Genomic DNA, 25,131 nt, shown 5'->3' with positions numbered 1-25,131 from the left:
GTATACAAAAAAATAATAAAAAAATCCATTTGACTCATAAAAAAAGAATTTAAAATACTAGTTAACGAATCCTTATCTTTTAAACTATAAGAAAACTCAAAAAAATATTTCTTGAAAAGGGTTTACAAAGTTTGAATATTGCATTATTATGCTTAGTAAGACTATTGGAAAAAGTCTTGCGATGAAAACTTTAGATTACCGATTTTTTCTCTTTAAATGTGGTAAAGCTACCTATTTATCTGAGGAATAGTAGATTTCACTTGTTAAAAAGAAATTTTCGAACAAACTTATTAAAGTCAATGGAGAAAGAAAGTAGAGAGGTCCGCAATATGCAAAAACAAAGAACTGGGGATTTGAAGTTAATTCAGGAATTAAATCGTTCTATTATTTTAGACACAATCCGCAAAAACGAACCAATTTCTAGAAGTGAAATAGCGAAGCTAATAAATATCAGTCCGACAACAGTCACTTCAGCTGTTTCTGATTTAATCAGTGAAGGCCTTGTTTTTGAGGATGGAGTAGGAACATCAAGCGGGGGTAGGAAGCCGGTCTTACTTCGATTCAATCCAAATACATATTCCATTATTGGTGTATCTGTAACAAACACCTATATTAAAATTGCTGATATGAATCTTGAAGGGGAGATCCTTAGGAAGGAAGTTCATTCGACCAACCAGTTAAAAGGGAATGCTATCATTCAATTTATTCTTAGTGTTATAGAGGGATTTTTGGTCGGAAAATCAGATGTTGAATATTGCCAAGGTATTTCCATTATTACACCGGGGATTGTGGATGCTGAAAAAGGAGTGATTTTACATAATGTAAAGCTGAATCTGTATAACGTACCATTAAAGGAATTAATAGAGGAAAGAACTAACCTTCCTGCATTTCTGGATAATGATGCAAATGCATTTGTTTTGGCAGAAAATTATTTTGGTTTGTTTAGTAGATTTAACGATCTACTTTATATAACCATTGGTGAAGGCGTCGGTTCTGGGTTGATGGTGAATGGCTCCATATACCGGGGGTTTCTTGGGAGCTCCGGGGAAATTGGACATACGACTGTAGTCGATGGGGGGATAAAATGTAGTTGTGGTAATAGCGGTTGTCTGGAGAATTATGTGAACTGGCCAGCCATCTACAGTAAAATTGTAACCGCTATCATAACAAGGAACAAGGACACGATCATAAAGGAAATGGTTTTAGGGGATTTGACCAAACTAAGTCCGGCTATATTTGTGGAGGCAGTGAATCAGCAAGATGATTTAGCGAAGGAGATCATGGAAGATATTTTGAAGTATTTGTCGATTGCGATTACTAATGCCATCCACTTATTTAATCCAGAAGTAATTATTTTAAGTGGTGAAATTATTCAAGATAATCCTTTATTGGTAGAAAGTATTAATGAACAAGTGGTGGCTAAAGTGATACCAACTCTTAAGGAAAAAGTCAATATTCAAAGTACATCACTTGGCATCGAATTTGAATTGCTTGGCGCAGCAGCCCTGATCCTTCATGGGAAGTTCAAGTTTCAAATGTAAGGCAATTGAAAAATATACATGAGGAGGTTTTTAGTTAGTTAATAGGAAAATTAAAGTTATATAGCGTGGACAAAATCTCAACATTCACTTATTAATAAAATCCAATACATATTTATTAGGAGGGAAATTATGAAAAAAATAGTATTTAGTATTTTTATATTAATGGTTGCCGCTTTTCTTACAGCATGTAGCAGTGGTTCCAGCGCTGAGAAAAAAGTGATAGAAGTTGCGCTTTGGGATGAAAATGTAAAAGGTGCAGTGGATGCCTCGATTGAAGCGTTCAACGAAATTCATCCAGATGTAGAAGTCAAAGTAACCTATACCCCTTATGCGAATTATTGGACGAAATTAAAAACAAGCCTTGGAGGCGGTAGCGGTCCGGATGTATTTTGGATGAATGGTCCCAACTTTTACAGGTATTCCACGGATGGTTTGATTAAAAATCTAGAGCCATTCATTGTAGAAGATGATGAATTTAATAAGGATGCTTATGTTCCAGCAGTCGTAGATATGTACTCTGTGGAAGATGAACTTTATGCCGCCCCTTATTTTACAGATTCTGTCGGTCTTTACTACAACAAACAGCTTTTTGATGAAGCAGGTGTCGATTATCCGGATGAGACGTGGACTTGGGAGGATATTGAAACCGAGGGTGCGAAGTTGGTGAATCCGGATGAAGGTGTCTTCGGATATGCGGCACATACAACAGTAAACCAACAAGGGTATTATAACTTAATCCACCAAGCTGGAGGATTCATGATCAACGAAGACAAAACGGAATCAGGGTTTGATTCTCCAGAGGCGAAAGAAGCGTTTGCCTTCATTAAGGATTTGATTGACAAGGGGATCTCTCCTTCAACACAGAACCAGATTGAAACCGAGTCTAAACAGCTGTTCATGTCCAACAAGCTAGCAATGATACCAGCAATTTCAGTTAATACACCAGAATTCTATGAAGCTTTAGGAGAAAATCTCGGCGTTGCTCCATTGCCGAAAGGGAAACAAGCAGCTTCCATCGTCCATGGGATTGGCTGGGCGATGAACGAGAAAGTGGAAGATGAAGAAGTGGCTTGGGACTTGATCAAGAGTCTGACAAGTGAGCAAGCGAATAAAGATATTGCTGAATCAGGATTCTCCATTCCCGCTATGCAAAGTACAGGTGAAATTTGGCTAGGTTCTGTTCCATCATTGGATCTGCAAGTGTTCCTTGATGCACAAGAAGAAGGTGTAGGTGTAGCTTATCCAATTTCTGAGCGAACGACGGAGTGGCAAGATATTGAAACGAAAGAAATCCAGGGCGCATTTTTAGAAGATACTTCTATTGATGAAGCTTTAGACAGAGTCGCTGAAGGAATGAATAAAATCTTAGAAGAAGAAAACAATGAGTAATCATTTATGGACTTGCTTCTTCCCCTATTAGGGGGAAGAAGTGCTCCATACTTTTATGGAGGGAGAGGTAAACTTGAATTCTGCAATAGTTTCAAAGAAATCCAAAAGCAAGGCAAGAGTCAAGAATAAAAAGAAAAAGTTCAGCCGGGAAGCAATGTGGGCTTATCTGTTCATCGCGCCGACGTTCTTAGGCCTTGCTGTATTTTATATGTTTCCTGCCGTTGCATCTTTTGTCCTGTCGTTTACACGCTGGGATGGGATGACAGCACCTGTATTTGTTGGCTTGGAAAATGTGATTACATTGTTTCAGGATTCATCATTTATCCGTGCAATCATCAACACCGTTATATTCACCGCGATATCTGTACCACTATCAGCCGGTATTGCGACATGTATAGCTGTGATGCTCAACCAGAAGATTAAAGGAATGGTTTTTTACAGAACGTTGTATTTCCTGCCGGTTGTAACGATGCCAGTTGCTGTTGGTATGGTTTGGAAATGGCTTTACAATACGGATTATGGATTGATTAATTATGTTCTAGGAATATTCAATCTACCTCAGCCTTCCTGGCTGTTTGACCCGAATATAGCACTAATATCGGTAATTGTTGTCTATGTCTGGATGACTGTTGGAAATAATGTCATCTTGATCCTTGCCGGACTTCAAGGTGTTTCAAAATCATATTATGAAGCCGCTCAAATTGATGGTGCCTCCAAGCTAAGACAATTCTTCAGCATTACGTTGCCTTTGATAACGCCAACATTATTTTTCGTCTTTATTACGGGGATGATCAGTTCCCTGCAGGTGTTTGACCTTATCTTTATCATGATTGGTGACAGTACTGCGCTTCTCGAACCGTTGAGAACGGTTGTATACGCCGTTTACGAGTACGGTTTTGAATACTCGCAAATGGGGATGGCATCTGCGCAAGCCTTCATCCTGTTCTTAGCGATATTAGCAATCACCATCATTCAGTTTGTTTTTCAGAAGAAGTGGGTTCACTATGATGGGTAAAATAGGAAGTGATAAAAAGTGAAAATGAAACTAGGAAATCACATATTACTGATTGTCGGTGCTTTTATTATGATCGTACCGTTTCTATGGATGGTATTGACTTCACTCAAATCATTTACGGAAACGATGCAAGTGCCGCCGACAATTTGGCCGAACGAGCTTAAGTTTGAAAACTATCTTAATGTCTTTCAAAGTGTCGATTTTTTAAAGTACTACGTGAATACGATACTTTTAACTTTAGGACGGACACTGGCCCAATTATTTCTTTGCTCTCTCGCTGCATACGCTTTTGCGCGTCTGGAATTCCCGGGTAAAAATATCATTTTTATTTTAGTTTTATCTGTTTTAATGGTTCCGATGCAAGTTATTTTAATTCCGAACTATGGCATTTTGACACAGCTTGGATGGATTGATACTTTCTATGCGTTGATCGTTCCAGGAATGTTCAGTGCATTTGGTGTCTTTTTGCTTAGACAGTTCTTTATGGGAATTCCAAAAGAGATTGATGAAGCTGCCAAGATCGATGGTTGTTCTTTCTTCGGTATTTATTGGAGGGTGATTCTTCCTAATGCAACCCCTGCATTGATTGCATTAGGGATCTTTACAATCCTTTCGTCTTGGAATGACTTCTTATGGCCGCTGATCATGACAAGCTCAGAGGATATGCGGGTGTTGTCTGTCGGAATTGCTACATTCCAGGGACAATATTCAACGGACTATCCGTTGCTGATGGCTGGTGCAGTTATGTCTACTATTCCAATGCTTATCATGTTTATTCTCCTGCAAAAATATCTTGTGGCTGGTATCGCATTGCAGGGGGCTAGAAAGTAAAAAGATAAAATACTGCATATGTTTTAGGAGGAAATCAGGTGGAGGAATCAAGAGATTTAGCGATAGGTCTAGACTTGGGCGGGACGAAAATACATGCGGCCCTTATAACCAGGGATGGGGAAATACTAGGTGAATTTACGTGTCAGACATCAACAAATGAAAGCGACACGTCTGCCAACATTATTTATGCCGTAAACCGTGTACTTTCCGAAACTGCGGTCGAACGGAACAGAATAAAAGGCATTGGAGTGGCGACCGCCGGAGTGATCGATACCGAGAGAAACATCATCAAATTTGCGAATAATTTAGGGTTGGAAAACTTTCCGATTGGCGCAATTCTTGAAGAAAATTTCCAATTGCCGGTGAGGCTTGCGAATGATGCGAATGCAGCGGCGATAGGCGAATGGATGTGGGGTGCCGGAAAGGGGAAGCAAAATGTTATTTATATCACGGTGAGTACTGGTATTGGTTCAGGGATCATCAGTAACGGTAACTTGATTACAGGGTTGAAGGACAGTGCTGGAGAATTCGGGCATATTTCCATCTACCACGATGGGATCGTATGCGAATGTGGCAACAGGGGATGTTTGGAGAAATATGCTTCCGGCACTGCAATCAATATAAGAGCGAACGAGCTTCTCAAAAATGGTGAAACGAGCAGCTTGCTCTCTATTGTTAATAACGGAGCTGTCGTGATGAACACGGATATTGCCACGGCTGCACGTGAAGGTGATCCATTTTCCCTGCGTTTGCTCGAGGAAGCTGGCGAGCATCTCGGCACTGGGGTTATCAGTTTGATCCATTTATTCAATACAGAAGTGATTGTATTTGGCGGTGGTGTCATGAATATGTCTGAATTCATCTTGCCTTCCATTAAAAAGACTGTATTAAAGTATGGAATGGAAAATTTGGTAAATGAGGTTGAAATCAAAAAATCAGTGCTTGGTATCCATGCAGGTGTGATAGGGGCTTCATCTTTGTTCTTTTTAAATGAGACAAACAAAGAGGCAAGCAGCATGTTACAAAGGACTAATATTTAATAAGGAGAGTTGAACATGTTAAATGCGCTTATTATTGGAGCGGGTACAATGGGCGGTACCCATGCAGAAGCTTATGCGAAAATGGAAAACGTGAAACTGGCAGGAATCGTCGATATTAATTTGGCTAAGGCTCAAGGCTTGGCGGACAGATTAAATACGAAAGCATTTCAAACATACGAGGAAGCAGTAGAGCTAGACGAGATTGATGTCGTATCTATTTGCGTGCCGACTCCGTTCCACAAACAATATGTGATGAAGGTGGCAGATGACAAGAAACATGTCATTTGTGAAAAGCCTTTAGCGATATCACTTTCCGATGCGAGAGAAATGATTAATTATTGTAACGATAAGGGAGTAAAACTATTTGTCGGACATGTAGTAAGGTTTTTCCCGGAATATGTAAAAGCAAAGAAATTAGTTGATGAAGGAAAAGTCGGCAAGCCTGCAGTTGTACGCACGACTCGAGGCGGCGGTTTTCCAATCGCTTCCAATGATTGGTACTCTGATTTTGCCAGCAGTGGCGGGTTAGTTCTCGATATGATCATCCATGACTTTGATTACCTAAGATGGTGTTTCGGCGAGGTGAAGCGTGTCTATGCCAAAAGCACGAGAACAAGAGTTTTTGAGAAGTTTGAATATGCGTTGGTCACATTACGCTTTGAGAGTGGGGTCATCGCACATGTGGAGGGAACTTGGGCACATCAAGGGTTTTCTACAAAATTTGAAATAGCTGGCAAGGAAGGGATCATTGAATATGACAGTTCCAAGGTAACTCCAGTTGTCGCAAGCAGAAAAGAGACCGCTTCAAGTGAAGGTGTTGCGGTTCCGGAAAGTCCGATGAAGGACAACCCGTATTTCGCCGAACTCGAGCATTTCATTCATTGTATTCAGACGGATGCTGAACCGGTTGTAACTGCAGAAGATGCATATAAAGCAATGGAAATATCATTAGCTGCACTAGAATCGATTGAAACAGGAAAAGTTGTCGTTCTAGAAGACACTCAAGAAAAGGTGGGAGTCCAATGAAGGTAGGAATTATCAGTTTTGCTCATGGTCATGCGTACAGTTATGCGAATGCATTAACCGAATTGGATGGAGTGGAAATCCTTGGTATCGCTGATGAAAATGAAGAGCGGGGAAGAAAAGCTGCGGCAGAGTTCAACACGGAATACTATGCGGATTATGAGGATTTACTCAATCAGCCGATCGAAGCGGTAGTCATTACATCGGAGAATAGCAAACATTATGAACATGTCGTTGCAGCGGCGAAAAAAGGCAAGCATATCCTCTGTGAAAAACCATTGGCACATACGGCGGAAGCTGCTCAAGCCATCATTGATATATGCAAGGAGCATAATGTCATCTTACAGACTGCATTCCCGGTGCGATTCAGTACACCTGTTGTCGAAGCGAAGCGAATCATCGATAGCGGGGATTTAGGTAATATTGTTGCCATTAAGGCTACAAACCGCGGGACGAATCCTGGAGGTTGGTTCGTCGACCGAGAAAAGTCCGGCGGCGGAGCAGTCATTGATCATACCGTCCATGTAGTAGATATTATCCGCTGGTACACTGGTGCGGAAGTGAAAGAAGTGTACGCCGAGATAGGAAATTTAATTTCTGATTATGATATCGATGATTGCGGACAGCTGACAATGGAATTCGATAATAATATGTTCGCAACGCTCGACTGCAGTTGGTCAAGGAATGATGCCTATCCGACATGGGGTGATGTGATGCTGGAAATCGTCGGAACGAGAGGTACACTCTCGGTCGATGCATTCGGGCAAAAAACGAACCTTTATAATCGTGACGGTGCTCATTGGGATTTCTGGGGTGATGACATGGACAGAGGCTTAGTCGAAGATTTCATCTCAAGTGTACGTGAAGGCAAAAACCCTTCCATCACGGGAGAAGATGGGTTGAAAGCTCTGTCTGTAGCAATTGCTGCATACGAATCATCTAAGAAGCAGGTACCAGTCCAAGTAAATTAACGGAAAAGGAGGCCAATCAATCGGTCTCCTTCTTTGTTCAAGCATGAATCGATAAACTTATACTAATCTGAGGAGTGAATATCGTTATGTTAAAAGGGATTAATCAGTGGTGCTATCCAGCTGGAACTCCGCTTGAAAAAGTATTTGAATACAGTCGGGATGCGGGCTTTGATGCAGTTGAATTGAATGTGAACGAACCCGGGGATGTCGGTCTGACGATGGAAACAACAAAGGATGAAGCATTACAAATCGTCGAGCTTGCATCTTCCTATGGGTTAAAACTGAGAAGCATTTCCACAGCTTTATTATGGAAATTACCGCTATCACACCGAAGTGAAAGTGTCCGGGAGCAGGGAAGGCAAGTCGTAGAAAAACAATTGGAGTTGGCAGAAACGATGGGGATCGATACCGTTCTTGTCGTCCCTGGCGTAGTCGACGAAAACACATCCTATGAAGAGTGCTATGACCGCAGCAGGATCGAGTTGGAAAAACTAATTCCTCTTGCAGAAGAGTATCAAGTGAACATTGGCATTGAAAATGTTTGGAATAAGTTTTTGTTATCCCCATTGGAAATGGCGCGCTACATCGATGAATTTCAATCCGATTATGTCGGCGCCTATTTTGATGTCGGTAACGTGCTGCTTTTCGGCTACCCGGAACAATGGATCCGTATATTAGGTGAACGCATCAAGAAGGTGCATGTCAAAGATTTCAGCACAGCTGTCGGCAACATCAATGGGTTTGTTCCATTATTGGCAGGTGATGTGAATTGGCTGGAAGTTTACAAAGCGTTAGTGGAAATTGGATATGAAGATCCGATTACTGCTGAATTGACGCCATATCAAATAGATCCATTTTCGTTGGCTGATGAGACAGCGAACGATATGGAGCGGATATTAAAACTGGGCAAGGAATATTTGGAAAAAGGCGGGGTTGGAAGCGATGCAAACAGTTAAGGTAGGCTTTGTCGGTGTCGGCGGAATTGCTTCTATCCACTTGGCAAATATCGCAGCAAATGAACATGCGAATATCGTCGCCGTGTGCGACATTGTTGAAGAAAATGCAAGGTGTGCCGGTGAAAAATACGGAGCTGCTTCTTATACAAATGCAGATCTTATGCTCCAAGAGGAGGTTCTCGATGCACTTTTTATTTGCGTTCCTCCTTTTGCGCACGGAGATATCGAGGAAAAGGCGGCTAAGCTTGGCATCCATTTACTGGTGGAGAAGCCGATTGGTCTGGATCTCGCGACTGTCGAGAAGAAGCACAAGATCATCCAGGATGCAGGTGTGCTCTGTGCAACCGGGTATTGTTTACGATACCTTGATACGGTTGCAATCGCGAAGGAGTACCTCGCAGATAAAAAAATAGCCATGGTCCGTGGTCATTATCTCTCTGCCTTCGTACATACCCCATGGTACAGGGAAATGGAAAAATCAGGCGGCCAGCTTGTCGAACAAGCGACACATATCGTGGACATGATCCGTTACTTAGCCGGCGATATTACGAAGGTGCATGCAAATATGAATCTGCTTGTATCTGAAGAGATTCCAAATATTAATATTCCAGACGTTACATCTGTTAATTTCTTAATGGAATCCGGCGCTGTTGGACATCTTGATGCGTCCTTTACTCAGCCAGACCATCGGATGGGAATGGAATTGCTAGGAAATCAATTTCGGCTGAGCTTTGAAGGAGCGGAGTTGACAATAGTAGAGGCAGGTCATACCGTAATTTACCGTTCAAAGACGGATTATTATGCAAAACAGGCGGAAGACTTTATTGAAGCGATCCGGACGAATAATAAATCTTTAATCCTCTCAGACTATGAAAATGGAATGGAAACTTTGAGAGTCACGCTTGCAGCGAATGAATCGCATCAAACGAACAGGTTGTTGAGCTTGTAAAGGAAAGCAAAAGCCACGGATAAAATCCAACATATTTAATCAGCATCATAGATTTTTAGAAGCGGGGTGAGATTGAGATGAAGATAAGCATTAGTATGTATAGTCTAAATACAACGGTTAAGAAGGAAGGATGGACAGTTGTTGACTTTATCGAATATGCCAAAGGTTTGTCACTGGATGGCGTGGAATTATTAGATATTTATTGGAAAAGCAAAGCCAAAGATCAGGAAATAATACAGGTTATAGAAGCAATACGGAACAATAATTTACAAGTTTCGGCCTATGATGTAACGAATAATTTTGTGAAAGAATCAAGCAAAGAACGTGCGCTGGAAGTTGCCAAAGTCGAAGAAGGCATTCGGATTGCGAAACAGTTGGGAACGAGCATTGTTAGAGTGTTTTGTGGTGATTTACATGAAAATGTAACCTATGATGAAGGACAAGAATGGATTGTCGAAGGCTTAAAGAAAAGTGCGATACTGGCAGAGCAGGAGCAAATATACTTAGCAGTTGAAAATCATGGTCTACTAGTTGGAAAAAGTAGGCAAGTGGATGAGATCATTCGTAAAGTTGGCAGTCCGTACGTGAAATCGACCTTTGATGCAGGTAACTCTCTACTAGTTCACGAGAAACCACAGGATGCATTTGATCTATTAAAGAATGAAATCGTACATGTCCACTTCAAGGATTTCCGTGAAAAGAAACAGAGTGAACCTACAAGTGGATTTCGCTCTACTCTGGGAGTGGAAATAATCGGTACGGTTCCAGGGGATGGGCAGGTGGATTTACCTTATATTGTTGAGGGATTGAAAGAAATAAACTACGATGGATGGCTATCCATTGAATATGAAGGAATTAAAGATGATAAATCTTCTAATGAGAAAGCGGTTCAGCGGTTAAGGAGTTTATTGGGATAGCAAAGCCTCGCTTCGAGTTAACTAATGTAGATTAGAGAAAATCTACTAAGACACTATCCAAACAAGTAGTTTTTGTTCATATAATTGAATCGCCAGATTATCTAATAGAGAAAACTGAAATATATAAGGTGAATTCAATAATTGTAGATTGGACGTTAATCTAAAAATCTATTCAATTTTAAGGGTTATAGCCAGGACAGAGGTTGAGAGTGAAATAATAGGATATGATTATTTAGGCTAGAGCTTTTAGAGCTCTAGCCTGTTTTCGTGTATAATGAATCCAAAATTAAGGCGATTGTATCCAATATAATATGGATGTATATTGTTCCTTTTTGTATAAATGCTGTAAATAAGCTTTTTTATATATTGTCAAAATTAACAAACAATGATATCATGATGAAAAGTGTATCCAATTTAACAAGGAGTGGATGCAAGATAGTACATTCAAGTAAAGATAAATCAACCATTGTTAGTTATGTAGTAAAAGAAATAAGGCAAGAGATCTTGAAAGGTAACTTAAAAGAAGGAGAACGCTTGATTCAAGAGGAATGGGCAGAACGCTTGAATGTAAGCAGGATGCCTGTACGGGAAGCTTTTGCAAGGCTCCAGGAAGAACATTTGGTGGAAATCATTCCTCACAAGGGAACAATTGTAACCCCTATCAATCGGGATGATATCGAAGAGGTTTATCAAACTCGCGCATTATTGGAAGGGCTCGCAGTGAAAAAATCGCTGCCCTTTTTAACAGAGGATGATAAAGAAGAGTTACATAATATATTGATTCAAATGGAAGAGTTGGAGATTTCCGATGGGACGAATGAACAATATATCCAGTTGAATCGAGATTTTCATCACCTCCTTAGAAAAGGGTGTCCGTGGGGCAGACTTAAAAAAATAGTAGAGACGCTTGGGATTTCTCTGATAGCTCCTAGTCTACTGAAGGGTTATTATACGGAGGCGCAAAGAGAACACCGTAATATATATGAAGCTGTATTAAGAGGAGATCCTCATGAAGTAGAGGCGGCTGTGAAATATCATATTTTACGGACGAAAAATAATCTGATCAAGCAAATGGAACTTCTAAGTGAAGAGACAAAAAATAATTGAGGGGTGTAAACAGTGTATGATTATGCGATTGTAGGTGGGGGAATCGTTGGTTTGTCTACAGCGATGGCTCTTTCCACACGTTATCCAGATAGTAAAATTGCTGTTATCGAAAAGGAGTCCAAGCTTGCCGAACACCAAACCGGAAATAATAGTGGAGTGATCCACTCTGGCATTTATTATAAACCAGGCAGCTATAAAGCTCGTTTTGCACGTCGAGGAAGTCAATCGATGGTAGAGTTTTGCGAAACACACGGAATTGATTATGATATCTGCGGTAAAGTTATTGTTGCAACGAGCGAAGAAGAGTTGCCATTGCTTGATAATCTATATGAACGTGGATTACAAAATGAACTTGCCATTAAGAAAATAGGACCTGAAGAATTAAAAGAAATCGAACCTCATGTGGCTGGTCTTGCTGCTATCCAAGTTCCGCAAGCAGGGATTGTGAATTATAGACAAGTCAGTGAGAAATTCGCGGAGATTATCGAAGCGCATGGTGGTGTCATTCATTTAAATACAGAAGTAATGGAAATCCATGAAGAATCTGATCAAGTCATTATTGAAACGAATCAAGGTTCTTTCAAAGCAAACGTTGTCATCAATTGTGCTGGTTTACATAGTGATCGCGTGGCGAAAGCGGCAGGATATACAACCGATATGAAAATCATGCCGTTTCGAGGGGAATATTTCATGTTGAAACCAGAGAAGCGTTATCTGGTGAAAAACTTAATCTACCCTGTACCGAATCCAAAGTTTCCTTTCTTAGGTGTCCATTATACGCGTATGATTGATGGGAAAGTGGAAGCGGGCCCGAATGCCGTACTCAGTTTCAAACGCGAAGGATATAAAATGACCGATTTTAGTGCAAGGGATTTAGCGGAATCATTAACTTACCCAGGTTTATGGAAATTAGCAAGTAAATTTGTCAAAGAAGGACTCGATGAGTATGCACGTTCCTTTAGTAAGAAGCTGTTCACGAAGAGCCTTCAGAAGTTAATTCCTGAGATTCACGAAGATGATTTAGTTCGTGCACCTGCGGGAGTACGGGCGCAGGCGATCAATTCAGATGGAACACTCGTCGATGACTTCCAAATCATTATGGGGAAACGGACCGTACATGTCTGTAATGCACCATCTCCGGCAGCTACTGCGTCGATTGAGATTGGGAAGGAAATTGCGGATATGGTTGCTGAGAAATTTGAAGTGAAAGAGCCGATATTATTATAATCATAGATTTTTGGTTGATGTAAGTCCCTCCGAGGAGATTTTATTGGAAATCTTATCGGAGGGACTTTTACGTTTTTTCAGTAGGTTTGAACTATAGTAAACTGCTTTTGAGTATGATAGAATCCATTCGAAATAGTGATAAAAGGAATTTCTTTCCTCCCAGTGAAACGATTTAAACGTAACATCCGTATAAAAATAAAAGGGAACATTCCAATGCGCTCCCATCATACACATACATTGGATGGTTAGAGAAAGTAATCTTAGATAAAGGGGTAAAACAAAACATGGAACTTTTAGGAGTAGCCATTATAGGCATCATATTTTATATCCTTCATCAAAAAGGGATTGTTCGGATAAGAAGTCTTACAAAGATCTTTTGGAAAGCGACTTATACACCTAGTCGGTATAAAGTGTCTTATAAGAAATTTGATGGGGTGGAGTACCATCGTTTCTTGGTGAAGAAAGGAAGCAAAGTTACTGTATCTTATGATGTTACGGTGGAGGAGGGTTCACTATTAATTGAATTCTGGCGTACGACAAAGAAATCCTACTTCCGAAAAGAATTCACTGCTGATGAATCAGGTGCTTTTTGTTTTCGAGCTGATGATAGAATGTACACATTGAGGCTGGAAGGGTTCCATACTAAGGGAGGATGTCGCGTGGAATTGGAAAAGGAATCGACTCCTTCCTAGATAAATGAGTGTTGGAAGACTACTAATCTACTATTGAATCGGTGGTGATGACATCAGGACGTTATCTTCTTACATTATGTTTGTCGGTATTTTCGTTATAGCGTTAACTGGCAACTGGGTGATTGAGCAGTATGATTTCGTGTCCATATATCCTAAGGCCACATACATTTCGTTTGGGATTGGGTGGGGCATGGTCCTCTGTTCATACATCATGAGTAGGTTATCAACTTACAAAGAGATTCCCAACCAAAAGGACAATAGGGACTTCATCAATAAATGGGAACGTCGAGGAGTATCTTATTGGGGGATCGTTATTGCGCTTGCAGTACTTGTTGGAGCAGCATTTTATAGCTGGCCGCTCGCTTTTAGGTTGTTTTTCATTTATATTTTTATCGGTATCGCATATATTGGTTTTCTCTATATAATGATGGGAGACAGAATGGAGGAACCAGACGATTGGGATACGACGGGAAAAACGAAAAAACTCCTCGATTTGATAGACTATCGACGGCATCCCTTTACTATTTCGTTAATCATGTATAGTCTTGTGATCATCAGTTTTCTTTTAAGCAAGCAGCTAGGTATTCCGATACATATGGAAGTGAGCGGCAATCCGAAATATATCACTTCCCTTCCAGTCATGGCATTTTTAACGTCGGGTTTGATGGTCGTCAGTATTTACGTATATATCATCAACAATGGAGATATCTTTGGTATTCGTAAAGCAACACAAAACGAGAACAAAATGATGCTCATCCGTTTCCTCGAAATTTGCTGTTGTGGTTTAACACTTTTCATCTGGCTGGTGGAAGTGGTTGAGGCTTTGATTTTGTATTTCTAACATGCTAAAACTAGGACTGATGTTATACCGATTTCAACATCAGTCCTAGCTAGCTAAATTCGATATCTCACTAACTATTAACCCAACTCTCTTTCCTTCTCTCAATCATATCCCGCACGACTTCTGGATTCGTTCCACCCGTCACATTCCTACTTTCCACAAAATGCTTCGGATCAATGATTGCCTCCCAATCACTTTCCTCTAGTTGAACATCTTTTAACCACTTATTTACTAATGATAGGGGGACATCATACAACTCTTTATTCATTTCACTTACTTTTGTCGCGACATTGCTGGCCTTACTGTGTGCTTCTCGAAAAGGTATGCCGTATTCACGTGCGAGTATATCTGCCAAGTCTGTGATGGTAATCATATTTTCCCGTGCTTGTTGATATGCTCTTGGTTTATCGAAGTCCAGCGTCAGAATAACCGCCCTCATGAGGCGTAAAACTCGTATTGCTTTTTGATATCCAGCATAAATATGTGGTTGCATATCATCTTCGGTATCATTAATATCTCCAAATGGTGTGTTGTGGATCATATGAATAATGGCTAACCCTTCAGCAGCCGCACTGCTGGCGAGTGCACGGGAATGTTCAATGGAGACAGGGTTCCTTTTCTGAGGCATGATACTGCTGATCTGAATGTAGGCATCTGATACTTTAATTAAACCTACTTCTTTTGAAGCCATCCTCAAAAATTCTTGCAGCCATCTTCCCATGTTCGTCATAAGGCTGATAAGTGCCTGTGCTGCTTCAATCAAATAGTCACCAGTTCCAATCGCGTCATATGAATTTTCTATTAAACCATCAAACTCAAGTAGTTCGACCATTCGTTCCCGATTGATAGGAAAGCCCGTTGTCGTGATGGCTGCTGCTCCCATAGGGGACTGGTTCACAGTTTGATAGGCTTCCTTCAACCTCTTGATATCACGGCTCAAATTATCATAGATTGCCACAAGATAATGTCCAAAAGTGGTCGGTTGGGCAGGTTGTGTATGGGTATGAGCTGGCATAATCGATTCGGTATGCTGCTCTGCCTGTAGGAGAATAACCTTATTTAACTGTTCGGCATCTTGTATCGCGCGTTTAATATAATCTCTCAGCACGATTCGATACATCGCCTCTCCCATATCATTTCTGCTTTTTGCGATATGCATTTTCCCGGCCAACTCGTCACCGATATGCTCGCCAATTCTTGATTCAACGAGGAAGAATAAGTCTTCATATTGAGAAGAGTAGCTTATTTCACTAGTTTGTAGTGATTTCACTTCTTGAATTCCTTTTAAAATGATCTGGCATTCGTCATTTGTAAGTATTCCTTGTTCAGCGAGCATGGTGGTATGGGCTTCGTGAATGTTGAACATCGCTTCATATAAATGTTTCTTTTGATCCTCGAATACTGGCTTTAATAGTTCTTCCACGTATGTTTTTCCGGGGAAACTAATACCATCCTTTAATTCGAATTCCTCTCGTATTGTTTTCATTTAACCACCCCATATGATTTATTTATGATCAATTCAGTTAGTTAGATTTACTTACTAAACATTCTATAGTAATACTTCTGATTGTAAAGAGTTATTGTTCAAATAGTTAATTAAATTGGAAAAATATAATTAAAATGAATATTACGCATTGTAAGCGTTGACAAATATATATTACCATATTATTATAAATTTAATTAATAAGTAAACTTTACTAACTATTAGTTACTTTCTGAATGGAAGGAGTGACAAACCATCACTATACGTAACATCTCGGTGCATGGTAATACAACCAAACAACTAAACAAAAGGAAGGTCTTGCATTATATACAAAATAACGAAGGCCATTCACGGTCTGATATCGCAAGTGCCTTGAAAATCAGTAAACCGACAGTCTCTAATATTGTTGATGAATTATTAGAGGAAGGCTGGATAAGAGAGAAAGAAAGTGAAAAAGCAAGTTCATCCGGAGGTAGGAAACCTTTTCAAATATCATTCAATGAAAATGCAACGTATATTGTTGGAATCGATATTGGAGGAACATCCGTTGAAATTGCAATATTAAACCTATCGGGGGATGTGCTCAGTAAGACAAATTTAGATACGCAAGCAAATGTTGACAACGATTTGATTAAACAAATTGCAGATCGAGTACATCATTTGTTGGATGAAAATGAATTTGAGATGGAACAGATTATGGGCGTTGGGATTGGAGTTCCTGGAATCACTGATGTGGAGAATGGCATTGTTCTAGATGCACCAACAGTGAATTGGCGCGATGTACCTTTACAAGCAGAGATGGAGAAGCTACTTCACTGTCCAGTATATGTCGATAATGATGTAAACGTAGCGGCATTAGGAGAGTGGTGGAAGGGTGCCGGAAAAACCGATGATAACTTCTTAATGATTACGTTAGGCAGTGGTGTCGGATGCGGGCTCATTATTAATGGTGATTTATACCGTGGTGCAACTTATGCTGCTGGAGAGATAGGGTATATGGTGACCGACAAAAACGCAGCAGAAAAAGAATATGATCAAACATTTCCTGGATACGGCTTTTTGGATAGTCATGTTGGTGGCCCCTCGATTACAAAAAGAATGCTTCGTCACTTAGGTGAAGCGGAGCAGAAGTCAGAGGATTGGTCAGCTGAGAAAATTTTTGAAATGGCAATGGATGGGGATGCAACGGCGAAGAAAGTCATTGAAGACTTTCTGTCTCACCTTTCTTATGGCTTGATTAATGTGATTACGATACTCAACCCGCAACAAGTTATTCTAGGTGGGGGAGTATCCAGATCATTGGATCATTTTTTACCACATATAATTGAAACAATCCAAAAGCACTTGCCAATACATACCAACATATCAGTCACGAAGGTGGAAGATGTTTCTTTAATAGGTGCAGGTTACTTATTGTTGAAAGAGCATGATTCAATTTTAAAAGTGTAGTCTCCATATGTATTAGAGTGACTTCGGTCCTTTAAAATAAAAATATTGGGGGTAATGGAGAATGAAAAAATGGTATCTTGGTTTGTTGGGGATTTTACTTCTATTGTTACTTGCAGCCTGTTCTGGGGATGACGATGATGGCAGTTCAGAAACTGACGGTGCAGAAGGTACATCAGATGAGGTAACAGAAGGTGAAGATGGTGAAATCACACTAGAATATTGGCAGTACTCTTTTGATTCAAAAGTGAACTTGATGGATGAATTGATTCAGGAATTTGAGGAAGCGAACCCAGGTATTAAAGTGAAACAAACGAATTTCCCTTATGATCAATACAATGAACAGGTAGCGGTACAAGTACCGGCAGGAAGAGGGCCTGATGTGATCAACTTGTTCTATGGTTGGGTACCTACTTACGTAGATGCGGGCTATTTACAGCCGTTACCACAGGATGCTTTCCCGCATGAAGAGATTGAAAGTGAATTTTTCCCATTAGTTGAAGCGACAAAAATGGATGGAGAGTATTGGACCATCCCAACTGCGGTAAGAACACTTGCATTATTCTATAATAAAGATTTATTTGAAGAAGCTGGATTGGATCCGGATTCACCACCAACTACGTGGGAAGAGTTAGAAGAATATGCAGTGAAACTAACGAAAGCGGATAGCAATGGTCGGTTGGAGCAATCAGGTATGGCTTGGGAGCCGGCGCAACAAGGTCACCAATGGCTGCGGGATGGTTTGACGAGACAGGCAGGTGGCGAAGTTCTAAGTGAAGACCGTAAAGAAGTGATTTGGGGTGATGACCCTGCAGGATTGGAAGCATTTAAGTATTGGCTAAGTTTCCCTACGGATCTTGGCACATCTGAACAAGGATTCTACACAGATGACGTAACTGCTTTTGTTACTGAAAAAGCTGCGATGAACGTTGACGGTTCTTTCCGTATTGGTACATTGCAAAATGATGCGCCTGATTTGAATTATGCAGTCGCTCCTCTTCCAGGAAATGTAGAGCAATCAACGAATGCTTCTTTCTGGACGAATGGAATTACAGCAAAAGTTGAGGGTGAAAAACTCGATGCAGCTGTGAAATTCTTACAGTTCTTGACCAGTGACGAAGTGATGGAGAGATGGTTGGATGAAATCGGTGAACTGCCGGCGAAAGAAGCGGTAGCAATGCAGGATAAATATGTGAATGACGAGATTTATGGTCCTTTCATTGAATCTCTACCTTATGCGAACGCGCATTTCTTTGTGGATGAGACGAAAGAACGTGAACTTGTCATCAATGCTGCAAATAAAGTGTTGATGGAAGGTGCCGACCCGGAAGATGCATTTAATGAGTTGGTTGAATCGACACAAGCACTTTACGACGAATATTGGGGAGATAAATAATACGTTTATAGGGGATCAAGGGTAGTCTACCTTGGTCCCTATCCATTAGAGGAGGTGCAAGATGGAACAACATTCTGTCTCACAAGAAAACCAAGGTAAAAAGACACCCCCGATTCAAAAGAAACCAGTAAAACAAAAGTTCTGGAAAAAGCTCAACTTTCAAAAATACTTATTTGTGTACGTCTGTTTATTACTTCCACTTATTTTCTATCTAGGTATTCGTATTTTACCAACATTATTTACATTTAATGTAGGGTTTAGGGAATGGAACCTTCTATCAACGGAAGCCCAGCCATTTGTAGGATTTGATAACTATGTCACTCTTTTTAAAGATGAAGTTTTTATTAAATCGATAGTTAATACGTTGATTTATATCGTCTTAGGAGTGACGGGCCAATTGGTGTTCGGAATGGTTGTCGCATTATTGCTGCATAAGATCAATCGGTTTGTCGGATTCTTCAGGGTAATTTATTTTATTCCTTATGTAACGAGCATTGTGGCGATTAGCTGGGTCTTTCAATGGATATTGATGGGTAACGGGATAATCAACGATGTGTTAGTCAAACTAGGATTGCCGGCACAACCTTTCTTGAATTCACCGGATCAAGCAATCTACGTCATCATCGGTGCGATGATTTGGCAATCCATCGGTTTTCAAATGATTTTATTTTTAGCCGGTCTAGAAAATATACCGGATTCGTTGTATGAAGCAGCCGATATTGATGGTGCGAGTCCATGGCAAAAGTTCTGGAGAGTAACCTTTCCATTGTTGAACCCGACGATTGTGTTTTCAGCCGTTATTGGAACGATTACATTTATTCAAGTTTCGTTTACCCAAGTCGTCAACATGAGTATGGACGGAAGTGGTGGGCCGTTAAATTCTACAATCTCCGTTGTGGTTTACATTTATCAGCTTGCTTTCCGTCAGTTTGATATGGGACTTGCTTCAGCAGCTACGGTTATCCTATTCCTATTTATCCTGGGCTTAACCATATTCCAAATGAAAGTCCTCACGAAGAAATTTGATTACTAGTGAAGGAGGTTGAAACAGTGAAAATCAGAAAACTCTTGCCATACTTACTCTTATTGCTTGGTTCTGTCATTATGCTCTTTCCGTTTGTTTGGATGGTTTCCACCTCTTTAAAAGCACCGATTGATATATTTAGTTTGGACATCATTCCTTCTAACCCGACGTTGGATAACTATCTTAAAATCTTAGAGGAAAGCCTGTTCCTCCGATGGTTCATAAATAGTCTGATCGTTGCGGTCATTACAACCATCAGTGTCTTGTTTTTTGATACGTTAGTAGGCTATATTATTGCTAAATTCCGGTTTATCGGCCGTACATTCATCTTTTTCCTGATATTGAGTACATTAATGGTTCCGACGGAAATGTTGATTATCCCATGGTTTATGATGAGTTCGGAATTAGGTTGGACGGATACGTATTGGGCAATCTTATTCCCAGGGTTGATGACAGGTTTCGGAGTATTTTTAATGCGTCAGTTTATGGAACAAATTCCTGATGATCTTTTAAATGCTGCCCGAATTGACGGCATGAATGAATTCGCGATTTTCTTTAAAATTGCGGTGCCCCAAGTTTGGCCAGCCATCTCTGCCTTAGGAATTTTCACCTTTTTAAGTAACTGGAACGCATTTTTATGGCCATTAATCGCCATAGAATCACCGGAGCTGCGGACACTTCCTGTAGGTCTATCCTTCTTCTCATCAGGTGAAGCGGAATCACAATGGCATTTAATCATGACAGGGGCAACCATTTCAGTAGTACCAATCATACTGGTATTCATTCTGCTGCAACGACATATTATTAAAGGAATTACGTTGACTGGTATGAAGTGATGCCATACATTAAAAGGAGCTTCTCTTATTTTTAGGGGGAGCTTTTTTAGTGTGTTGTAAAAAGAAAAGGGCCTCAACCCATTTATAAGGCTGAGACCTTTAAGATCGTTTCTTAATCGTTACTATAGCTGATCAGGTTCGTGAATATACGATATGCTCCAGGAACTTGACTATCCATTTGACGATAGAATACTAAATTTGTATACATGTACGTTCCTTCACCGTACTCAGCGAGTAGGATACCACTTGTAAATGGATCTTCATTCGGATCGGCCATGCTTACAAATGTTTCATAACGGTCATCCCATTCCATTGGGAAATAGAGTCCTCTTTCTTGTACCCAGTTATCCCAGTCGCTGTCTGTAATAACATTCGGGTAGTTGAACAGCTTATGTTCCGGCTGTAATAACGTTACATCAGCAGTTTCATCCGTTACACGCCAGCGGATGGATGGAGTTCCGATTTTTAATGAATATGGTGCAGTTGAATTTGTATCCCAATTATCGCCAGGTTTATGGTACTGCACGACATAATGACCACCATTTTCCACATATTCAAGCAGTCTATCATTATTTGCCACTAGATCCGGGCGGGATAGATAAGCTCTGATTCCTGTAACGATTGTATCGTACTGGGTGAGGTCGCCGGATGAGAGGTCCTCCGCTGTAAGCTTATCGATATCTAAACCAGCATTGGTCAAATAATCTGCTACTTGATCAAAACCACTTTCGATATAACCAATCTTCAGATTATCCTCGGTTAATAATTCAAATGCAATGGTATTTACGGTCGACGGATACAGATAGTAAGAATCTTTAATATGGTCGTAACTGATTTCCTGTACTGTTGTATTATAGAGTTTGCCATTTGATTCGACGATCGCATCGAATGAGAAGTCACCATCTTCGATATCTGATGGAGGAGTGACTTCAAATGTCACCTCAGCTTCTTCGAATTGATGTGTAAATGAAACTTCAGCTTGTTCCGGACTGCTTGTCCATCCTTCAGGCAAATCTAGAGATACAACGCCTGCATTTTCACCTTTTACATAGTTTTTCACTTGAACCGTGATTGGAATATTGGATTGTACATGAGCGGTGTTGATTGTAACGTTTTTCGGATTTGGTGCTACACTCAATTCCGGCAATACTGCAACTGTATTATCCAAATCGATCAATTTATTTACAGTTCTTCCTTTTTCTTTGAACTCAATGACACCTTGCACTAATGGCTCACCGTATGGCTCAAAATATTCAGCATTGCGAGGAGCGGTGATTTCAAAGGTTACGGTTTTTGACTGATTCGGCTTCAAGTGGCCGATTTGTTGTACATTAACTTGCTTCCAATCTTCTGGTAATGCAAGGGAAGCTTTAACGTGTTTGATTGTTTCATTGCCTTCGTTCGCAACCTTCATTGTCACTGTCTCTTTCTGACCTTGCGTTAACACATACGAGTCAAGGTCCGTTTCGACTGTTAGACTAGAGGTGACGAAACTCACTTCCTGTAATTGTTCTTCCTTGATTTGGAGTTTATGGAGCAAGTCATTTTTTAATTGCTCATCGATTTTAGCCTTGCCGACCATCTTGTTTAATTTTTCTAAGTCCTTCAAGGCCTGTTGAGATACAGGTAGAATGGCTTCTCTATTTGGATATAAGTCGATGATCTCATCTAATTTCTCTTGTAATTTTCCAAGATGAACTTGTACATTTCTTGCAGGAATGATTTCTGCCCATTCATTAAAATCATAAGGAACTCCCGCAAATAGTTCATCCGTTTCTTCACTTGGGTTGATTTGATTGATTAATTCTAGGTGGGTTTGTCTCGGTTCAACAGGAATATCTCTACCCATTCCTTGGCTTTTATGCATGTAGCGAGATTCCTCTCCAATTTGCGGATAGCTCATCCCGTAGATTGGATCATAATCGCCAATTTCTATGGAAAGGGTTGCTGATGCCGGAGACTCAGCTGGAAGGTATAGTTTCTTGATTTGCCAGACAGATAAACCTTCCTCTAAGTGTTCCGGGAACACAGAAGGGTCTGCTGCATCTTCAAATGCTCTTTCTGACAAAATCGAAATCGCTCTATGGTGGCCGTGCTGACTGTCTACATCACGGAATGAAGGCATCACGATATCTGGCTGATAGGTTCTAAGGAAGCGGATAAAACGTTCGTAAGTAACTTCTTCATCCCAGAATTCTAACGTTTCCTCTGGTGACTTAGAAAATCCGAAATCATAAATCGCATCTGAAGTAGTTTCACTTAAATGATAAGCTTTTACTCCAGTTATTTTGGCAGCTTCAATCATTTCATTCGAGCGGATAATCCCTAGGCCATTACCTAGTTCCGTTCCGATTTCATTTTGTCCACCTTCACCACGATTGGCTATTAAACTTGCTGTTTTGACACCAAGCCCGCGGGATAAATAGGCTAGAAAATCACTTCGCTCATCATCTGGATGTGCCCCGGTGTTTAAGAAGGTGACAGTTGTACTCAACGGCTTAATGACATTCCAAAGTTCCACATCTGGTTCTTCCTGATCTTTCGCCAGGGCACTTAGTGGTAAAGTCGATAAGAGAAGAAGTAAGGCTATAAATAGATACAATGTCTTTTTCTTCAACATAGATTAATAAGCTCCTTCCATTATTTAATTAATAAAAGAATCAACCTATCCTCCTTTTTATTCTGGTTGGTTAGTAAACTAAACTTACCAACTATTCAGAATTTTATAGTTGTATTTAAGTATATCATTTAGACATGCAGCCGTACATATAACGAAAGCCTTATTTTATAAGGGATGTGGGGAAGGGGACGGGTTCTATGTCCTGTGAATCTGCCTATTTTTGGTTAATTCCAACTGTTTTAACTACATCTCCAGAGGTCACTTGCTTAAAAAACTTATGTTATAATGACCGAGTGAGATTTTTTCAAAGAAATATTTCTTCATCTTTTCCCCTGTTTGTAACCATTCATTTGGTTAGATCCTTCCATTCATCTTGTGATCATCCAACGTAGAGAAAGGAGTTACAATATGGAATTTACTTTATGGGATGTACTTACAGATTTAGGTTTGTTGTCACTTCTACTTTTATTAGGAGTTGTTTTAAGGGCGAGGATTACTTTACTGCAACGCTCTTTTATGCCAGCAAGTATTATAGCCGGAATTTTAGGTTTGATTCTCGGTCCAAATGGGTTTGGAATTATTCCGTTTTCTGATTTTATCGGAACTTATCCTAGTATTCTTATTGCGGTCGTTTTTGCATCGATCCCTTTGTCTTCGGAGAAATTCAAATGGCGTAATGTCATGGACAAGGTGGGAGGCTTCTGGTCTTATTCCCAAATCATTATGCTATTGATGTGGGGGGTAGGCTTGCTGTTTGCTTTGATTTTCCTCGTGCCGACATTTGATGTCCATTATGGATTTGGATTATTATTGGCAGCAGGATTTGTTGGAGGCCATGGTACTGCCGCAGCGATTGGAGATGCTTTCGCACAGCAAGGCTGGGAAGAAGCTACATCTCTAGCGATGACTTCAGCTACAATTGGTGCGATTGTTGCCATTGGAATAGGGTTATTATTAATTCGGTCTGCTGCTAATCATGGGCAAGCCAATTATATTAGCCGCTTTGAAGAGTTGCCTGAAGAATATCGAACAGGACTCTTACCAAAAGAGAAGAGAACGTCGATGGGACAAGATACAGTCTCAAGCATTTCCATTGACCCACTCGTATTTCACTTGGCTCTCGTATTACTGATTGCAACTGGTGGTTACTATTTGAGCCAATTTGGTGAATGGCTATACCCAGAACTATCCATTCCAGCATTTTCATTAGCTTTCTTAGTCGGGCTTGTTTTTAGTCTATTCATCCAACGGGCAAAAGTAGAGCATTATATTGATAAAAATGTTGTTTCTAAAATAAGTGGAAGCGCTACCGATATACTAGTAGCTTTTGGTATTGCATCCATTAATCTGACGGTCGTGGCGGAAAACATTGTTCCCTTTGCGATCCTCATTATATTCGGGATTCTTTTTGCATACTTCTTCTATAAAGTGGTATCGAAGTATTACTTTAGAGAAAACTGGTTTGAAAAGGGTATCTTCACTTGGGGCTGGATAACTGGAGCTGTAGCAATGGCAATCGCCTTGCTTCGGATTGTCGACCCGAAAATGGAAAGTAAAACATTGGATGAGTATGGGCTAGCCTATATACCAATCGCACCTGTAGAAATCATGCTCATTACGTTTTCCCCGATGTTTATCTTGAATGGCCAGCACTGGCTATTTGTTGTAATAACAGTAGGGATTTCCCTGTTGATTGTATTATTTTCGTATCAGCGGAAGTGGATTAGATTTCGATCTTAATAGATGTTTGAGGGGATTAGAATATATGAAAACACCGGATTTGGATGATCCGGTGTTTTTGGTAAAACAAACCTTTTTCCCTATTGA

General features: G+C 40.3%; 21 protein-coding genes. 19 read left to right on the top strand and 2 right to left on the bottom strand.

What is annotated here, in order from left to right; translation table 11 throughout:
* The first annotated feature begins 329 nt into the window (after positions 1–329).
* The 14 genes from M3210_RS10030 to M3210_RS09965 all read left to right on the top strand — a co-directional run bounded on the left by M3210_RS10030 (position 330) and on the right by M3210_RS09965 (position 14,499).
* Positions 330–1,541 carry an ROK family transcriptional regulator gene (locus M3210_RS10030; protein ID WP_251513991.1) on the top strand — a complete coding sequence of 404 codons (1,212 nt, stop codon included), beginning with the start codon at positions 330–332 and terminating at the stop codon, positions 1,539–1,541.
* 129 nt (positions 1,542–1,670) lie between these two features.
* Positions 1,671–2,930: an ABC transporter substrate-binding protein gene (locus tag M3210_RS10025; protein ID WP_251513990.1), complete on the top strand. Its 1,260-nt coding sequence runs from the start codon at positions 1,671–1,673 to the stop codon at positions 2,928–2,930.
* Positions 2,931–3,003: 73 nt separating this feature from the next.
* On the top strand, positions 3,004–3,945 hold the full coding sequence (locus tag M3210_RS10020) for a carbohydrate ABC transporter permease (RefSeq protein WP_379597577.1): 942 nt from the start codon (positions 3,004–3,006) through the stop codon (positions 3,943–3,945).
* A 24-nt stretch (positions 3,946–3,969) separates the two neighbouring features.
* Positions 3,970–4,776, top strand: a complete 807-nt coding sequence (locus tag M3210_RS10015; protein WP_251514009.1) for a carbohydrate ABC transporter permease — start codon at positions 3,970–3,972, stop codon at positions 4,774–4,776.
* A 38-nt stretch (positions 4,777–4,814) separates the two neighbouring features.
* Positions 4,815–5,816, top strand: a complete 1,002-nt coding sequence (locus tag M3210_RS10010) for an ROK family protein (RefSeq protein ID WP_251513989.1) — start codon at positions 4,815–4,817, stop codon at positions 5,814–5,816.
* A gap of 15 nt (positions 5,817–5,831) precedes the next feature.
* Positions 5,832–6,842, top strand: a complete 1,011-nt coding sequence (locus M3210_RS10005) for a Gfo/Idh/MocA family protein (RefSeq protein WP_251513988.1) — start codon at positions 5,832–5,834, stop codon at positions 6,840–6,842.
* Entirely contained in the window at positions 6,839–7,810 is a 972-nt protein-coding gene (locus tag M3210_RS10000) for a Gfo/Idh/MocA family protein (RefSeq protein ID WP_251513987.1), read from the top strand. The genes M3210_RS10005 and M3210_RS10000 overlap by 4 nt, the downstream gene beginning before the upstream one ends.
* An 86-nt stretch (positions 7,811–7,896) precedes the next feature.
* Positions 7,897–8,766 carry a sugar phosphate isomerase/epimerase family protein gene (locus M3210_RS09995; RefSeq protein ID WP_251513986.1) on the top strand — a complete coding sequence of 290 codons (870 nt, stop codon included), beginning with the start codon at positions 7,897–7,899 and terminating at the stop codon, positions 8,764–8,766.
* A complete protein-coding gene (locus tag M3210_RS09990; RefSeq protein WP_251513985.1) occupies positions 8,753–9,715 on the top strand; it encodes a Gfo/Idh/MocA family protein in 963 nt (320 codons plus the stop codon). Before M3210_RS09995 ends, M3210_RS09990 begins: the two co-directional genes overlap by 14 nt.
* Before the next feature lie 77 nt (positions 9,716–9,792).
* The gene (locus tag M3210_RS09985; protein ID WP_251513984.1) at positions 9,793–10,632 is read left to right on the top strand and encodes a sugar phosphate isomerase/epimerase family protein; all 840 of its coding nucleotides are present in this window, start codon (positions 9,793–9,795) and stop codon (positions 10,630–10,632) included.
* 393 nt (positions 10,633–11,025) lie between these two features.
* The gene (locus tag M3210_RS09980; RefSeq protein WP_349774342.1) at positions 11,026–11,739 is read left to right on the top strand and encodes a GntR family transcriptional regulator; all 714 of its coding nucleotides are present in this window, start codon (positions 11,026–11,028) and stop codon (positions 11,737–11,739) included.
* Between the two features lie 12 nt (positions 11,740–11,751).
* Positions 11,752–12,966, top strand: a complete 1,215-nt coding sequence (gene lhgO, locus M3210_RS09975; RefSeq protein ID WP_251513982.1) for an L-2-hydroxyglutarate oxidase — start codon at positions 11,752–11,754, stop codon at positions 12,964–12,966.
* 284 nt (positions 12,967–13,250) lie between these two features.
* Positions 13,251–13,658 (top strand): hypothetical protein, encoded by a 408-nt coding sequence (locus M3210_RS09970; RefSeq protein ID WP_251513981.1) that lies wholly within the window; start codon positions 13,251–13,253, stop codon positions 13,656–13,658.
* 190 nt (positions 13,659–13,848) lie between these two features.
* Positions 13,849–14,499, top strand: coding sequence for a nucleotidyltransferase (locus tag M3210_RS09965; RefSeq protein ID WP_251513979.1), 651 nt, complete (start codon positions 13,849–13,851; stop codon positions 14,497–14,499).
* A 70-nt stretch (positions 14,500–14,569) separates the two neighbouring features.
* Here the strand turns inward: M3210_RS09965 and argH are convergent, their stop codons facing one another.
* Positions 14,570–15,985, bottom strand: a complete 1,416-nt coding sequence (gene argH, locus M3210_RS09960) for an argininosuccinate lyase (protein ID WP_251513977.1) — start codon at positions 15,983–15,985, stop codon at positions 14,570–14,572.
* 273 nt (positions 15,986–16,258) lie between these two features.
* Here argH and M3210_RS09955 point away from each other — a divergent pair, with 273 nt between their 5' ends.
* From M3210_RS09955 to M3210_RS09940, 4 genes are all read left to right on the top strand, one after another.
* Positions 16,259–17,431: an ROK family transcriptional regulator gene (locus M3210_RS09955; RefSeq protein WP_349774340.1), complete on the top strand. Its 1,173-nt coding sequence runs from the start codon at positions 16,259–16,261 to the stop codon at positions 17,429–17,431.
* Between the two features lie 61 nt (positions 17,432–17,492).
* Positions 17,493–18,824, top strand: coding sequence for a sugar ABC transporter substrate-binding protein (locus tag M3210_RS09950; protein WP_251513974.1), 1,332 nt, complete (start codon positions 17,493–17,495; stop codon positions 18,822–18,824).
* Positions 18,825–18,885: 61 nt separating this feature from the next.
* Complete coding sequence (locus tag M3210_RS09945) at positions 18,886–19,857, top strand: carbohydrate ABC transporter permease (protein ID WP_251513972.1); 972 nt, start codon at positions 18,886–18,888, stop codon at positions 19,855–19,857.
* A gap of 17 nt (positions 19,858–19,874) precedes the next feature.
* Positions 19,875–20,684, top strand: a complete 810-nt coding sequence (locus M3210_RS09940) for a carbohydrate ABC transporter permease (RefSeq protein WP_251513969.1) — start codon at positions 19,875–19,877, stop codon at positions 20,682–20,684.
* Between the two features lie 112 nt (positions 20,685–20,796).
* Here the strand turns inward: M3210_RS09940 and M3210_RS09935 are convergent, their stop codons facing one another.
* Positions 20,797–23,304, bottom strand: coding sequence for an NEW3 domain-containing protein (locus M3210_RS09935; protein WP_251513967.1), 2,508 nt, complete (start codon positions 23,302–23,304; stop codon positions 20,797–20,799).
* 408 nt (positions 23,305–23,712) lie between these two features.
* On the opposite strand from M3210_RS09935, the gene M3210_RS09930 reads away from it, so the two are divergent.
* Positions 23,713–25,044, top strand: a complete 1,332-nt coding sequence (locus M3210_RS09930) for a sodium/glutamate symporter (RefSeq protein ID WP_251513965.1) — start codon at positions 23,713–23,715, stop codon at positions 25,042–25,044.
* Positions 25,045–25,131 lie beyond the last annotated feature (87 nt).

Source organism: Oceanobacillus luteolus, assembly GCF_023715655.1.
Classification (GTDB): domain Bacteria; phylum Bacillota; class Bacilli; order Bacillales; family Amphibacillaceae; genus Oceanobacillus; species Oceanobacillus luteolus.
This window is presented reverse-complemented; position numbering and strand designations above follow the sequence as displayed.